Raw genomic sequence first — 15,113 nt, 5'->3', positions numbered from 1 at the left:
GAAAAAACAGCTGGTAAATACGGGCAAAAATGTAACTTTCATAGACTATAACGCATTTATTGTATATAATTGTAAACTGAACTCTATATATAGAATAGGAGCGTACAAAATGAAAAAATGCCTAACACTCTTGTTCAGCATTTTACTACTCATCCCTACCTACACCTCTGCACAAACATCATCAAAACCAAAAGTACTTGTTTTGTATAGTACACAAGACGATAAAGTTTCAAATAATGTCCAAATCCTTAATACTCAATTAGGACATTTTACAAATGATATAACCGTAAAAAAATTAAAAGAAGCAACTTCAATTAATAACGTATCCTCCTATACACATATTGTTTATATCGGTGAAACAAAAGAAGCGTTTTCTGATGAAACGAAACAATTTCTAGAAAACTTCTCCGGCCCTATATTAGTATTAGGACAAAATGTTGAACAATTATCTAAGCGTTTTTCTTTCATTACTTTGAAGAGTGATGATATACGAGTTAATAAAATTGAATATCCAGACAAGAAGCTAAAAAATACCTTAGAAGAGGAACGATTAATTCAATCATTTGATACGAATGGAACTGTGCTTGCTAACGCCTTAAGCTCAAATAACACTAATCCACTAATTGTTCAGCATGAAACATCTTATTATGTTGCAACACCTAACCTCTTTGACTGGATGTCTCATTACGTCGGTGAAATGTTATTTTCTTATTTCGGCCAAAAACCAACGAAAAATAAAGTTGAAGCTTATTTACGCCTTGAGGATGTTCACCCAGCAGCAGATATAAATCAATTGAAAGAAATTGCTGAATTACTAAAAGAGAAAAAGATGCCTTACATGATTACTGTTATTCCGGTATATAAAGATCCAGATACAGGAAAGATAATACATTTAAAAGATAGACCAGAACTAGTTGATCTTTTACGCTCTATGCAAGATGATGGTGCAGCAATTATTATGCATGGTTATACTCACCAATTTTATGACAGTGAAACAGGTGAGGGCTTTGAATTTTGGGATGTAAAAACAGATCAACCAATTCGCCAACCGAAGCATGAAAAACCGAAGACAAAAGATGACTTTCCAAATATAGAGGCATATAACCAATATGTAAAAAAAGGGGAAGAATTCGAGGAAAAATATACGAAAGATCATATCGAAAAAGGAATTCAAGAACTTGTAGATGCTAAACTATATCCTGTTGCCTTTGAAGCACCTCATTACACGATGTCTCAAAAAGGATATGAAATATTATCAAGGTACTTTTCAACTTATGTAGGACAACTACAGTTAAATGATACAACTTGGAAATCCATGCACTCACCATATTATACAAGTACTCCGTCATTTTTACATGGAATGAAACTATTGCCTGAAACAGTCGGATTTATTGAAGAAGATACGCCACAAACTATTGCTAAAATGAAAGAACGTGCTCTATCTGTTTCTAAATTATCAGATGGAGTTATTGGTGCATTCTATCATCCTTACTTAGGTGTGAAACCATTAAAAGAAGTATTAAAGGATCTAGAAAGTATTCCAAATATAGAATGGATTGATTTACAAAAGGAAAAGAATGAAGTAAAAATGAAAGATATTCATATTACGACGAATAAAGACGGCATTCACGTCGAAAAACCAACCCGTGCGAATGACATAATTGATTATATAAAGCAATATGGCTTCTTCCTTATACTGGGGTTCGTTATCATTGTCTTTCTTTTATTATTAAAACGTGCGAAAAAATTAGAATCCTAATACAAAACCACCGAGCGGAACGCTCGGTGGTTTTTTTCATATATCAAACCGTGGCATTTTATTAAATAAATTCAACTTTTACTTTTTCCGTTACATTATGAAAATTATAATTCTCCTATCCTTTCAAATAAAATCGACTTGTATTTCCATATATTGTTTTTGCGACCTTATCAATGGATATGTTTTTTATAGAACTAATTTCCTTTAATACCTCTCGAATCATTCTTGGATGCGTTATAACACCCTCTTGAAATTCCCATGGTCCATCTGTTTCTACCATCATATATTCAAGCGGATAATACGAAACAATTTTTCTAATCTTCTCCTTATGTAAAACATCCGGTGTAATCGAAATATAATAACCATTCTTCATCATCCGTTTCATTGTTTCATCACTTCCTTTAAACCAATGGAAATGTGCACGTGAAACTTTATATTTCTCTAGCAAATCACATACAGTGTCAGCATCTTCATAAACTGCGTGTAATATAATCGGCAAATTATACTTACTAGCTAGTTCTATAAATTTTTTCAATACAGCTATGTATGGATCTACAGCAATTCTTTCATCTTCTTTCCTCAAATAATAGGGCAAACCTACTTCACCAATCGCAACAATTTCCTCTGCGTTCTGTTCAATAAGTTGATAAATCTGGTCACACTCTTCTTTATGAATCTGTTGCTCTGGATGAAACCCTATCGCTGGATATATAAAGGGATACTTCTTCGCTAAAGATAACGTTTCCTTACAAGATTGATAATTCATAGATACTGCAATAAGCCCCTTTATTTCCTTACTATTTTCCACCTCTTTCAGTAATCTGCTCTTCTCTTCATCCTTATATTGATCAACATGTATATGACTATCAATCCATTTCATCTTTATGCCCCCATAAAAAAAACAAGAAAGGACTTCCTTTCTTGTTTTAGCATCTATATTATTTAACAATTAAGTTTGTTATGATATCAAATAATCCAATACACACTACGGCAACAGTAAAGTAGCTACAGAAATCTTTAATTGGTAACTTCACTACTTCTTCTTTACGCATCCCATTCTTCTCCCTTCTTACTAGATCCCTAATTATTTTTCTATCTGTATCTATTATGCAAAAAATATGACAAATTTACTATCGAATTAACTTACGTAAACCTTACAATGTTGTAAGGTTTAAAAAAGGATCCCCATCTTTATTCAGATGAGGATTATTAAAAATTAGTTGGTTTTTCATTCTTCATTACAAACAGAAAGTAATACATTGAGACTTTCTAGTTACACTATATGAAAATTACTATCTTTTAACTATCGAATTACATTACAGAAGGCTTACATGTTTGTAAGTTATGTGTAATGTAATTCGATAGTTCCCCTTACTTATATTTCGTACAATAAAGTTAGGAAGTAAGCCAAATAAGAAGAACACTCACATAACCAAATTACATTGCTAGTAGCTACTCTTCTTATACCTTTCACCCATGCTACTACAATGTACCCCCTTCCTCTTTATATAATAAAAAAGCCTTAGTCTATATGGACTAAGGCTTTTTTGTTAATCTTAAAAATACCCTTACCCAGTATTTTTATTTTCGACAAAAAATAGCTGGGGGTATATTTTACTATCTCATCGTTAAAAGTTTGCTCTTCGCATTTATAGGAATATTTGCAACCTCAATCTCTTCAATCGATTCACCGTAACGTCCTTTTGCAAAAACCTTTAATGCTTCATCTCTCTTTAACATATGCTTAACCGTTTTCTTTATTTTCTGCTCTCTACCACGTTCATCGAATGCAATAAATTCATATTCATACCACTCATCACCAATATGCTGACCAATTGTATTCACAACCGTATAGTATTCTTTCGTCTTATAAAATGGATTATATTTATCGATAACCGGTCCAAGTTTCGTAGGCAGTAACATTACTACTATCACTATCATCGCTATTATAGTAGTGATCATTTTTTTCTTCATAATAAACATTCCTCCTCTGCAGGATATATATACATCCATTTTAAAAAGGGGGAATAAAATCTACTATTGAATCTCATTACATTACACTTACATTTTTGTAAGAATTAAAAAAGGTGAACGAATTTGCTCGTTCACCTTTTAGCTTGCTTTAAAGCCACCGCCAAGTACATCACGTACATCATGTATAACAACGAAAGAATCTTCATCTACCCGACTAATAACTTGTTTTAACTTAACAAGCTCTTGTTTATTAATAACAACATATAAAACTTCTTTATTTTTACCAGTATATCCGCCGCGCCCTTCTAATACAGTAACACCGCGTGTCATATTTTTCGTAATAGCTTCACGAATTAAGTCTGGTTGATTCGAAATAATCGTAACAGCCGTTTTTGTGTCCATTCCTTCTACAATGAAATCAATCACCTTCGCTCCAATGAACACAGCTACAAGTGTATACATTGCCTTTTCTTGCCCTATTATAAATACAGAACCAGCAATTACAACAATATCAATAATTAGTACACCTTTACCTACACTCCAACCTAAATATTGATTTGCTAACTGAGCTAAGATTGCTGATCCTCCCGATGTACCTCCGGCTTTGAACATACAGCCTAATCCAATACCCACAAATAAACCAGCAAATAAAGCTGCTAATAATGTATCACTATTTACATGATACTCAATATGTTCTGTAACGTATAAAAACAAAGATGTTTCTACAATCCCTAAAATTGTATAAATCATTGTTTTCTTATCAAAAAATTTATAACCAATAGCTAGTAAAATTGCATTTATAGCAAAATTCACAATCCCTGGTGACCAATCAAATAAGTAGTACGTAACAACCGTTAAACCAATAATTCCACCTTCCGATAAACGGTTTGGAATTGCAAAGTAATTAATACCAATTGCGAATAATAATGAACCAATTGTAATTAGTGTTATTTCCTTTATACGTTGATTAACCATAGTTCATACCCTCCCCCCATTTGACATTGTATCACTATCTCCTAGAGGTTTAGAAGTGGTTTTTATTCCGCATTTTCCCTCTTAAAAATTGAAATATTATGTTTAAACAGAGGGTTGATTAATTATTCATATTTGCTCTAACTACATGGACAAATCGCTCCACATTCCCTTTCTGAATATGCTTAGCTCTAACCGTTTCATGATTATAAGTAAACTCAAAGTACGAATGAAAATCTATGCTATCTATATGCAAATATGGGTACTCTTTAAATGTTGAAGGATAGTACGGAAATTTCCCGTAAAAAAGGAGACGTCTAGTAGTGGCAACAAAAATTCCATGTTGGTAACATAACATAAAATTATCCTTCTCAAAGATCCCTACTACAAAGGCTAACATTTTTTCGTTATCCTCTATATACTTGTTCACACTTAATAAAAGTTCATTCATGCATATCCCTCCAAATACTATTCTTGAAAAGAATCCATGGATTGTTACAAACCGGTTTAACTCCTTTATAAAGTATGAAACGCGTTTCCTGTCAAAGGTATTTCAAAAAAATAATCCGTTATGCGATTATACACATAACGGGTTAAAATTAAACTGTAGAGCGTTCCACAAGTTCGTATGGAATTTCCAGCTTTTCTTGTTCAGAACTCTCTTCATTCACTTTTCTATGCAACATTTCAAAAGCAGTTTTCCCTATCTCCTTTAAATTTTGATCAATAGTTGTCAATTGTAACACTTGCGAGATAGGTTGATTATCAAAGCCAATAATCGCTAAATCCTCAGGAACTTGAATCCCTAATTTTTCAACCTCTGTCATAACCCCAATCGCAACTTCATCGCCTGCTACTATTAATGCTTCAGGAAGATCCTGCATCTCTTTTAACTTATGAGCCACTTTCACACCATCTTCTAGTGTAAAACATTCTGTAAAAATCCATTCTTCATTAACCTCTTCGTCTATAGATTGCAATTGCTGTTTATAAACATCAAAACGCTTTTGACTACTCGGCCCTAATTTTCTTCCCGTACAATAACCAATTTTTTTATAACCTTTCTCAATCAAATAATCCATTCCTAATTGAAAGGCCGCTGAATGATTCGTATATACACTTGAGATGTTTGAAATATCATTGTCTTCACAAGCAATTATTGCGCCGTAAGAAGCATACGGTTCTATCGTTTCCCAATCATTTGCACGTGAACAAATAATAAGACCATCCAATTGTTTTGTTTTTAACATATGTAAACTTTTCATTTCTTCTTTTTTATTATAATTCGTTTGGCAAAGTAGCACCCTGTAATTATGAGTTAACGCTCCCTCCATCATTCCCCCTACCATTGCATCAAAGCTCGGGTGATTAATGTAAGGTAGAATTACACCAACAATATTCGTCTTCCCTTTTGATAAATGAACAGCATTTGCGTTTTGCGAGTAATTCAATTTCTCAACTATCTCTATAACCGCTTTTCTTTTTTCTTCACTTACATATGGGTGATCATTCAACACTCTCGAAACAGTCGTAACTGAAACTCCCGCCATCTTTGCGATATCTTTAATATTAGTCATACACTCACCTCTATCTTTAACTTAATGAATCCCATGAACATATGTCAAATCTTCTTATCATTACACCTTCATTCGTTTCTCTTACAAAAGTGTAATTTTTCTGTAAGCTAATTCGATAGTGACTTTCCGCAACATTTCATACAATTAAGTCAGAAACAAGGTAACAACTATTCGAAAAGGAGCGGATTAATATGATGAACAAAATAAAAACGAACAATTTCTTACATACAATGGGCATGGTATTTTCCGCTCTTATCGACGCAAAAGCTGTTGCTTCTACATTAAACAAGTAAGGAGAATGTATTATGAATAACATCACTTTTAACAAATTAGATTTTTTAGGACTAGCTAGTGGCTCGATTCTTCTTACTGCTTTTATTTACGCCGCTACGCTTGTATAACTTTGTGTCCCCTTTCCCCTTTATTATAAATAGTAATAGAAAAGACGACCGTCTATGCCCGGTCGTCTTTTCTTATTTTTGATTTGATTGCAAAGCTTCTTTTAACTCCTCAAACTTCTCATTTAATTGATCCGTCATCATTTTCATAGCGGTTTTTCGATCTATTTGTTCTCCAGCCTCAATTTGAATTGGATCTCCAAAAATCAATTGTGCCCTTTTCCCCTTTATTAATTCTTTTACACTTGATGGACCAACATAAGCTGCTGGTACTAACGGAACATTGGAACGCATCGCAATTGTCACAGCACCCGCTTTTAATGAAACATCTTCCGCTGATCTTGTTCCACTCGGAAAAATCCCTACTACCTTTCCTTCTTTTAATAAACGTGATGGAATTTTAAGTGTACTTGGTCCTGGATTCGCACGATCTACAGGGAATGCATTTACATTTTTAAAGAACCAATTTTTGAATTTCCCTTCAAATAATTCTTTTTTGGCCATGTAATGAATTTGAGTTGGATACATCCCTGTAGCTAACATTAATACATCCATAAAACTTGTATGTGTACATGCAACAACATAGGGTCCACCTTCTGGTAGCTTTTCTCTTCCTTGTACTTCTACTTTCCCAGCTGTTTTAAATATATATTTCAACAAAAATGTAATTGGTTTATACATTTATTTCGTTCCTTTCTAAACATCCGAAGTATAATCATATTCTTATAATAATTATAACACTAAGTTTTAGGAGTTGGTAATAAAATTAAGGATGAATTGTTAAATTTCAATTCTTACAAAAGTGTAATTTTCTTGTAAGCTAATTCGATAGTTACTTCTTACTATATTTCATACAATTAAGTCAGAAACAGGGCAACAATTATTCGAAAAGGAGTGGATCAATATGATGAACAAAATGAAAACGAACAATTTCTTAAATACAATGGGCATGGTATTATCGGCTCTTTTCGATGCAAAAGCTGTTGCTTCTGCATTAAACAAGTAAGGAGAATGTATTATGAATAACATTACTTTTAACAAATTAGATTTTTTAGGATTAGCTAGCGGCTCTCTTCTTCTTACTGCTTTCATTTACGCTGCTACGCTTGTATAACTTTGTGTCCCCTTTCCCCTTTATATAGAAAAAGACGACCGTCTATGCCCGGTCGTCTTTTTAATTTTTTCTTTCTTTCAATTCTTTTAAAAGCTGTATCAGCTCAGCTTGTTGTTTTATCTTTTTACGACCATTTCGATTAATTGCTGCAAGCTCACAGGCAACTCCGACGGCGAAGAAAAACAATAAACTTTCTAACATGTGAAATCCTCCATTTGCCTATTAAACAGCTTGACGTAATTGTTCTTCTTGTAAAACTCTCTTATTTATATTTTCTTCTTTTCTCTGGCAAACGTTATTGCGAATAAGCGCTGCAATAACAAGTACAGTCCCTATAATATCAAACATTGTGATTTGATACCCTTGCATCATCATAATAGCTAAAGTCGTAATTGGTACAAAATTAATAAATAAAATCCCATTAATGGATGATAAAATTTTCACACCATAGTTCCAAGCAAGTAGCGCTACAATACCTGGCAATGTCATCATGAATAACAAATCATATTTCACAATAGAAATCGTTCCCATACTCGGAACTGAAATATATCCAAGCGACGTAATAATTACCGTTATAATTCCTGTAACAGTCGTACCGAATACACACGTCAACGTAGAATAACGTAATGTTGACCAATCACTACAAGTTTGACCACCCATCGTATAAATAACCCACCCTACAACACCAATAAATATAAATGCTAATGGGAACATATTATCTTTCAATGTTACAAAGAAACTCATGTCACCTTTTGTAATAACAAACACAGCTCCTACAAAAGCAATAACCATACTCGTTATCATATACTTCTTCGGTTTTATATGCTTATATCCCCATAAAATACAAATAGAAATCATCGGCATAAGTGCTTCCATAATGGAAGCTACCATTACACCCGACTTACCCATTAACATTTGCCCTAAAAATATGAGGACATTATATACTGTAAATGCCATCGTTCCAAAAAAGACGAGTAACTTTCCTCTTCCCTCTAAACAAAATGCCTGTTTTCCTTCTTTCACTAACAACAATACAATCAGCATTATCGCCACTGCTCCATAGCGAATAAGCGAAAAATAAAATGGATCTATGTATTCTAGCGCATGATCAGCAACTGGAAACATCGCTCCCCATGACATACTCGCAATTAAACACGCCAAAGCCCCTATTATCATTTGACCTCTTCTCACCGCAATCCCCCGTTTCTTTCTATTTGCACAAAGAGAATTGTAAAAGAAAAAATATATCACGTAAAATGATTCAAAATGATGTTAACTATCATTTATAATGATAGTTAACATCAAGGGGGATTACAAAATGGAATTAAGAGACTTACAAATCTTTAAAAGCGTTGCCGATCAGGGTAGTGTAAGTAGCGCAGCAAAGGAATTAAATTATGTACAATCAAATGTAACTGCACGTATTAAACAACTAGAAAACGAATTAAAAACCCCACTCTTTTACCGCCATAAACGAGGAATGACTTTAACAGCTGAAGGAAGAAAAATGCTCGTTTATGTTAGTAAAATTTTGCAAGATGTCGACGAACTAAAACAAGTATTTTTAGATAGCGAAACACCTTCTGGTATATTAAAAATCGGTACAGTCGAAACAGTAAGTACACTGCCTACCATTTTATCTTCTTACTATAAAAGCTATCCGAATGTCGATTTATCATTACAAGCGGGTCTAACAGAAGAATTAATTAGAGAAGTACTTGATCATCAATTAGATGGCGCCTTTATATCAGGTCCTATTAAACATCCACTAATCGAACAATACGATGTTAGTACAGAGAAATTAATGCTTATAACACAAAATAAAGCCTTTCATATAGAAGAATTTACAACAACGCCTCTACTCGTTTTTAACCAAGGATGTGGATACCGCTCCAAACTAGAACGTTGGCTTAAAGACGAAGGTTTGCTACCAAAAAGAATTATGGAATTCAATATATTAGAGACAATATTAAACAGTGTTGCACTCGGTCTCGGAATTACACTCGTACCACAGTCTGCTGTCCATCATCTTTCTAAAGCAGGTAAGGTACATTGTCATGCAATCCCTGAAAAATACGGCAGTATTTCAACGGTTTTCATACGCCGTAAAGATAGCTATATGACGAATTCAATGCGTAGTTTTTTAAAAACAATTGAAGACCATCATCATATCAATATGCTGTGAAAGACATTCTTACATGAATGTCTTTTTTTCTTACAAAAGTGTAAGTCTTTCGTAAGCTAATTCGATAGTTGGAAGTATCCATATTCCCTATAATTAAGACATAAGCAGGGCAACAACTATTCGAAAAGGAGCGGATACGCATGATGAACAATATGAAATCAAATAAATTTTTAAATACAATGGGCATGGTGCTATCCGCACTTGTCGATGCAAAAGCTGTTGCAACTACATTAAACAAATAAGGAGAGATTATAATGAACAACATTACTTTCAACAAATCAGACTTTATCGGACTTGCAAGTGGAGCTACTCTTCTTACGGCTTTCATTTATACACTTGCTCAAGGTCTTATTTAACACTTTGTTTCCCCAAACCCCTTTATATATAGAAAAAGCTGCTCGTCTTATAGACAAGCAGCTTTTTAGTTTGTCCCGCTTTAATGGGCAGTAAGACCCCCTCCTCAAAATTCAGCGAAAGCAAAGAAGTTAGGTGGGGGTCGGGCTGCCCATAAAAGTCCGATTGGTGAAGGCTAATAATCAGTGGGGGACGAAGAACCCCCACACTGATTAAAGTTTCACTTTATTTCATATACAATTTGACCTGTTTTCGTAATATCATATCCGCCAATCGCATTTAATTCATTATGAAATTCTTCCGATTGCAGAATGTCTTTCACAACTTCAATCAGCTCTTCATTTTCTTTATTCTTCAAAATTACTAAATCATACTGTTCTTTCATGATTGGAATAAAGTCCACATTTACAATTTGCGAAAACTTTTCTGAACCTACTCCTACATCAGCTTTTCCATTTGCAACTTGCGTGGCAACACCAAGATGATTCGATTCTTCCCATTCATATCCACTAATATCAGCTTTATTTAATTTTCGGATTCGTAATTGTTCATCCACTAACACTCTAATACCAGAACCCTTTTCTCGATTCACAAACTTTATAGTGGACCCGGATATGTCAGCCCATGTCTTTATTTTCTTCGGATTTCCTTTTTGAACATAAAACCCTACATTTCTGGACAATAAATTAATCATAAGACATGGCTGTCCTACTAAAATACGTTTTACGTAAGGAATATTATATGTACCCGTTTCACCATCAAACAAATGCAAACTAACGATACTTCCTTCTCCTTGATACATTTTCACTAAACTCGTTAAGCTACCTTGATACGCTCTTAAAACATTAGAACTTGGCAAACGATTTTCTATACGTTTAGCTAACATATCTAACGTTAGTTCTTGACCACTAATAATACACGTGTTCAAGATACTACTACCATCGTTTTTTACAGGATTAACTTGTACTTTCCCTGTTTTCATTTGCTTTATATATTGATCTAAATCTGCTGCATCAATGCGCATCTGTCTACCAACTCTATAAGAAGGAAGTTCTCCTTTTTTAATTAAGTCGTATACAGTTAATTTTGATACTTTTAATCGCTTTGCTACTTCTTCCGTTGTGTAGGAATGATGATCCATAGACGATTCCTCACTTTCTCCTTTCATTGTAACAAAGAAAAGAATATTTCTCCTATTTTTTAAAAATAGACTTATGTTCAAATTATATTCAATTATAACTAGTTATATTTAGTTATATTTAGTTATAATTAGATGTGTCAAAATGAAAGGGGATTTTTTTATGAATAAATTTATATTACGTTCCATCGGGGCACTTATACTTTCTTTCCTTCTTATATTTAGCGCTGCTTGTACAAGTGGGGAAAAGCATACAAAGTCAGCTGCTAAAGAGGATAAAACAGTTGAACTGACTATCTCAGCTGCTGCAAGCTTACAAGATGCATTAAAAGAAATCGAAAAACAATATAAAGAAAAAGAGCCAAATATCAAACTTTCTTTTAACTTCGGTGCTTCTGGAGCACTTCAACAACAAATTGAACAAGGTGCACCTGCTGATTTATTCTTCTCAGCAGCAGAAGATAAATTCCAAACCCTTGTAAAAAAAGGATTCATTAATGAAAAAGAAGGGAAAAATCTTCTTGGAAATGAACTAGTTCTAGTCATCCCTAAAGATAGTTCTCTTACAAAATTTCAAGATTTAAAAGATGAGAAAATCAAAAAAATTGCACTTGGTACACCTGAATCTGTACCTGCTGGCAAATATGCAAAGGCTTCTCTAACACACGAAAACCTTTGGAATGATGTTCAAAATAAAGTCATATTTACAAAAGATGTTCGCCAAGTGTTAACATATGTAGAAACAGGGAATATCGATGCTGGTATCGTATACAAAACAGATGCTCTCATTTCGGATAAAGTAAAGATTGGTGAGACAGCAGCAGCTACTTCTCATGAGCCAATCCACTATCCTTTAGGTGTTATAAAGGAATCTAAACATAAGAAAGAGGCGACTTCATTTTATGAGTATTTGCAGTCAAAAGATGCACAATCTATCTTTAAAAAATATGGATTTACAGTCCTGTCGTAATTACTATGAGCATTGATGCTATTTTATCGCCTGTCTTTCTATCTTTAAGAGTAGCTGCATGCGCCACTATTCTCGTTACAATTTTAGGGACAATTGTCGGGCGAGCACTAGCTCGCTCCTCATGGCGATATAAAGTACTATTAGAAACCATATTTTTATTACCAATGGTACTTCCACCAACTGTTATCGGCTTCTTTCTCATTATCATCTTTGGAAACAACAGCCCGATCGGAAAGTGGGTTGAATCATTATTTCAGCAGTCTATTATGTTCACATCTACTGCTGCGATCATTGCTTCTACAGTTGTTGCATTTCCGCTTATGTACCAATCAGCGAAAACCGGATTTTCTATCGCAAATGTACAAATTGAAGAAAGTGCTCGTGACCTTGGCGCAAGTGAATATCAAGTTTTTCTGCACGTTACACTTCCGCTCGCATTTCCTGCCTTACTAAGCGGGATGATTTTGAGCTTTGTCCGCGCGCTCGGTGAATTTGGCGCTACACTTATGTTTGCCGGGAACATTCCTGGTAAAACACAGACAATCCCAACTGCAATTTACATGGCTATTGATGCAAGTAATATGCAACTCGCATGGACACTTGTAGTTATTACTATCAGTATGTCACTCGTATTTCTACTATGTATTCAACTTATTAATAAAAGAATTACTAACTCTTAAAGCAGCTTTTTTCGAAGCTGCTTCTTTATTTCTTAGGAAATAAAATATACCACCGGGAAATAACTGAATTTTACCTCTTATTAAAATATACATTTTATTTGAATTCACTTTCTAAAATAGGCAATTTCCTGTTATTATATGGAGGTGTTTCAAAAAATGAAGAAATGAAAACGCATTTATATCGTGAATTCTTCATCCTGTTTTAGCGATCGGTAATCTTCTACTCTATTAGTGGGGCATTACCGATCGTTAGAACGATATGTAACTATATTGGTATAGCAAACCGAAGGGAGTCTTGTAATGGACATTTTATTAGCGCTTCTTCCTGCAATTGCATGGGGAAACATCTTATTAGTAAGCGTAAAAATGGGCGGTGGTGCATATAGCCAAACGGTAGGTATGACAATCGGTGCTCTATTCTTCGCAACAATTATGTATGTATTTACTCAACCAGCTTTAACAATGACAATCTTAATTGTTGGTTTTATTTCAGGTTTATTCTGGGCTTTAGGACAAGTAAACCAATTAAAAACAGTTGAAAAACTAGGTGTTTCAACTACTGTAACGATTTCTACTGGTATGCAACTTGTTGCAACTTCTATCTTTGGGGTTATCGCTTTCCGTGAGTGGACTACTACTACAACGATCATTCTGGGAACGATTGCAATCCTATTAATCGTAGTTGGTGTTGTATTCACATCATTAGATGATAAAGAAAATGCTCAGCCACCTGGACAATTGAAAAAAGGACTTCTTACTTTAATTGTTTCTACTTTCGGCTATCTTGTATATGTAATTATTATTCGTTGGTATAATATCGATGGTTGGTCTGCTATTTTACCACAAGCAGTTGGTATGTTTGTTGGTGCGGTTGTACTGACGTCTAAACATAAACCATTTAACAAATATGCAATCCGTAATGCTTTGTCTGGTTTACTATGGGGAACTGGAAACTTATTCTTACTTCTTTCATTACCACGTGTTGGAGTAGCAACAAGCTTCCCATTATCTCAAACTGGAATCGTTATCTCAACATTCGGTGCGATTGTATTCTTAGGTGAAAAGAAAACAAAACGTCAATTGATCTTTATTGCACTAGGTAGTGTTTTAATTATCGGCGGCGCTGTATTACTTGGTATGACAAAAGCATAATCTTATATTCTATTAGTAAACCCCTGAAGCATATGTACTTCAGGGGTTTTTTAATTCTAATTATTTTCTAGATATAATTATTTGTATGTTCTTGCCCCTTATAATTGCTCTTCCACTCTAGCAAACCAGCTACACATATAAAGAGATTAATAATAGCTAATATTAGCATGACGTATAAACCAGTAGAAATATAAATTACAATGCTAACTATGTTATATAAAATCCATAAATGCCAGTTTTCTAATATTTTTCGACTTAACATAAATTGAGCCACTAGTCCCAATACGGCATTTAAAGCGTCTAAATATGGACTTGTTGACTCTAAATAACGGACTTGATAATAACCCCAACCAATCCAAGCAACTAAAATAAAACTTATATAAAAAGTCCATCCTTTCAAATCTAAACGAACTGTTGCTTTTACCTCTCCCTCCCCACTTCGTGCAATCCAATAATACCAACCATATACATTAAATATAAATTGAAAAGCGGCTAATACTGCCATTGCATATAAACCTTGTGTAATAAAAATGTATAGAAATACCGCAACAGTAATCATGCCAAATAAAAAGTTGGATACTTTTTCTCTCGCTAATAACCAAACATTAATGATCCCCATAATTGATGCGAAAATTTCAATATAACTCGATTGAATATACAATCCAACTAATACACAAATAATACTAGAAACAAGTAAAAAAAGTGGACTTCTAACCATATTTATCTCTCCCCAGATGTGTAATAAATTCCCTATCACCAGTATAAGGAATAGCCCTTTCCTTTACCATGAATCTCCTCCTTCTCATTATCCATTCCATCTACGGTAAGTCTTTTCTTTTT

At 33.9% G+C, this 15,113-nt stretch carries 18 protein-coding genes; 8 read left to right on the top strand and 10 right to left on the bottom strand.

What is annotated here, in order from left to right; genetic code table 11:
- Positions 1-109 precede the first annotated feature (109 nt).
- A complete protein-coding gene (locus ACZDYH_RS26795; protein WP_197324298.1) occupies positions 110-1,759 on the top strand; it encodes a DUF2334 domain-containing protein in 1,650 nt (549 codons plus the stop codon).
- Positions 1,760-1,874: 115 nt separating this feature from the next.
- Here the strand turns inward: ACZDYH_RS26795 and ACZDYH_RS26790 are convergent, their stop codons facing one another.
- The 5 genes from ACZDYH_RS26790 to ACZDYH_RS26770 form a co-directional block, all read right to left on the bottom strand.
- Positions 1,875-2,639 carry a TatD family hydrolase gene (locus ACZDYH_RS26790; protein WP_434713322.1) on the bottom strand — a complete coding sequence of 255 codons (765 nt, stop codon included), beginning with the start codon at positions 2,637-2,639 and terminating at the stop codon, positions 1,875-1,877.
- Between the two features lie 737 nt (positions 2,640-3,376).
- On the bottom strand, positions 3,377-3,733 hold the full coding sequence (locus tag ACZDYH_RS26785) for a YxeA family protein (protein ID WP_000728422.1): 357 nt from the start codon (positions 3,731-3,733) through the stop codon (positions 3,377-3,379).
- A 138-nt stretch (positions 3,734-3,871) separates the two neighbouring features.
- Positions 3,872-4,708 (bottom strand): YitT family protein, encoded by an 837-nt coding sequence (locus ACZDYH_RS26780; RefSeq protein ID WP_000248038.1) that lies wholly within the window; start codon positions 4,706-4,708, stop codon positions 3,872-3,874.
- A gap of 118 nt (positions 4,709-4,826) precedes the next feature.
- A complete protein-coding gene (locus ACZDYH_RS26775; protein ID WP_001004230.1) occupies positions 4,827-5,156 on the bottom strand; it encodes a PH domain-containing protein in 330 nt (109 codons plus the stop codon).
- A 148-nt stretch (positions 5,157-5,304) separates the two neighbouring features.
- The gene (locus ACZDYH_RS26770; RefSeq protein WP_434713319.1) at positions 5,305-6,282 is read right to left on the bottom strand and encodes a LacI family DNA-binding transcriptional regulator; all 978 of its coding nucleotides are present in this window, start codon (positions 6,280-6,282) and stop codon (positions 5,305-5,307) included.
- A gap of 305 nt (positions 6,283-6,587) precedes the next feature.
- On the opposite strand from ACZDYH_RS26770, the gene ACZDYH_RS26765 reads away from it, so the two are divergent.
- Entirely contained in the window at positions 6,588-6,683 is a 96-nt protein-coding gene (locus tag ACZDYH_RS26765) for a DUF3948 family protein (protein WP_001059999.1), read from the top strand.
- Between the two features lie 72 nt (positions 6,684-6,755).
- On the opposite strand, the gene ACZDYH_RS26760 is transcribed toward ACZDYH_RS26765, so the two are convergent.
- Complete coding sequence (locus tag ACZDYH_RS26760) at positions 6,756-7,361, bottom strand: lysophospholipid acyltransferase family protein (RefSeq protein WP_000277782.1); 606 nt, start codon at positions 7,359-7,361, stop codon at positions 6,756-6,758.
- Positions 7,362-7,698: 337 nt separating this feature from the next.
- Between ACZDYH_RS26760 and ACZDYH_RS26755 the strand changes: the two genes are divergently transcribed.
- On the top strand, positions 7,699-7,794 hold the full coding sequence (locus tag ACZDYH_RS26755) for a DUF3948 family protein (RefSeq protein WP_001060007.1): 96 nt from the start codon (positions 7,699-7,701) through the stop codon (positions 7,792-7,794).
- 60 nt (positions 7,795-7,854) lie between these two features.
- Here the strand turns inward: ACZDYH_RS26755 and ACZDYH_RS26750 are convergent, their stop codons facing one another.
- Positions 7,855-7,995 (bottom strand): YrzO family protein, encoded by a 141-nt coding sequence (locus tag ACZDYH_RS26750; protein ID WP_000894065.1) that lies wholly within the window; start codon positions 7,993-7,995, stop codon positions 7,855-7,857.
- A 21-nt stretch (positions 7,996-8,016) separates the two neighbouring features.
- On the bottom strand, positions 8,017-8,985 hold the full coding sequence (locus tag ACZDYH_RS26745) for a DMT family transporter (protein ID WP_002182372.1): 969 nt from the start codon (positions 8,983-8,985) through the stop codon (positions 8,017-8,019).
- A gap of 127 nt (positions 8,986-9,112) precedes the next feature.
- On the opposite strand from ACZDYH_RS26745, the gene ACZDYH_RS26740 reads away from it, so the two are divergent.
- A complete protein-coding gene (locus ACZDYH_RS26740; RefSeq protein WP_000423031.1) occupies positions 9,113-9,979 on the top strand; it encodes a LysR family transcriptional regulator in 867 nt (288 codons plus the stop codon).
- A 254-nt stretch (positions 9,980-10,233) separates the two neighbouring features.
- Positions 10,234-10,335 carry a DUF3948 family protein gene (locus ACZDYH_RS26735; protein ID WP_001060017.1) on the top strand — a complete coding sequence of 34 codons (102 nt, stop codon included), beginning with the start codon at positions 10,234-10,236 and terminating at the stop codon, positions 10,333-10,335.
- Positions 10,336-10,553: 218 nt separating this feature from the next.
- Here the strand turns inward: ACZDYH_RS26735 and ACZDYH_RS26730 are convergent, their stop codons facing one another.
- The gene (locus ACZDYH_RS26730; RefSeq protein WP_002180310.1) at positions 10,554-11,474 is read right to left on the bottom strand and encodes a substrate-binding domain-containing protein; all 921 of its coding nucleotides are present in this window, start codon (positions 11,472-11,474) and stop codon (positions 10,554-10,556) included.
- 160 nt (positions 11,475-11,634) lie between these two features.
- Between ACZDYH_RS26730 and modA the strand changes: the two genes are divergently transcribed.
- The 3 genes from modA to ACZDYH_RS26715 all read left to right on the top strand — a co-directional run bounded on the left by modA (position 11,635) and on the right by ACZDYH_RS26715 (position 14,273).
- Positions 11,635-12,441, top strand: coding sequence for a molybdate ABC transporter substrate-binding protein (modA, locus tag ACZDYH_RS26725; protein ID WP_033696506.1), 807 nt, complete (start codon positions 11,635-11,637; stop codon positions 12,439-12,441).
- Positions 12,442-12,446: 5 nt separating this feature from the next.
- The gene (gene modB / locus ACZDYH_RS26720) at positions 12,447-13,121 is read left to right on the top strand and encodes a molybdate ABC transporter permease subunit (RefSeq protein WP_098584308.1); all 675 of its coding nucleotides are present in this window, start codon (positions 12,447-12,449) and stop codon (positions 13,119-13,121) included.
- A gap of 300 nt (positions 13,122-13,421) precedes the next feature.
- Complete coding sequence (locus tag ACZDYH_RS26715) at positions 13,422-14,273, top strand: GRP family sugar transporter (RefSeq protein ID WP_000353544.1); 852 nt, start codon at positions 13,422-13,424, stop codon at positions 14,271-14,273.
- A 67-nt stretch (positions 14,274-14,340) separates the two neighbouring features.
- On the opposite strand, the gene pnuC is transcribed toward ACZDYH_RS26715, so the two are convergent.
- A complete protein-coding gene (gene pnuC / locus ACZDYH_RS26710; RefSeq protein ID WP_033696507.1) occupies positions 14,341-14,991 on the bottom strand; it encodes a nicotinamide riboside transporter PnuC in 651 nt (216 codons plus the stop codon).
- Positions 14,992-15,113 lie beyond the last annotated feature (122 nt).

The organism is Bacillus sp. EB V-12, from assembly GCF_056158125.1.
The sequence above is the reverse complement of the archived record's forward strand: the minus strand, read 5'-3'. Positions and strand labels throughout refer to the sequence as shown.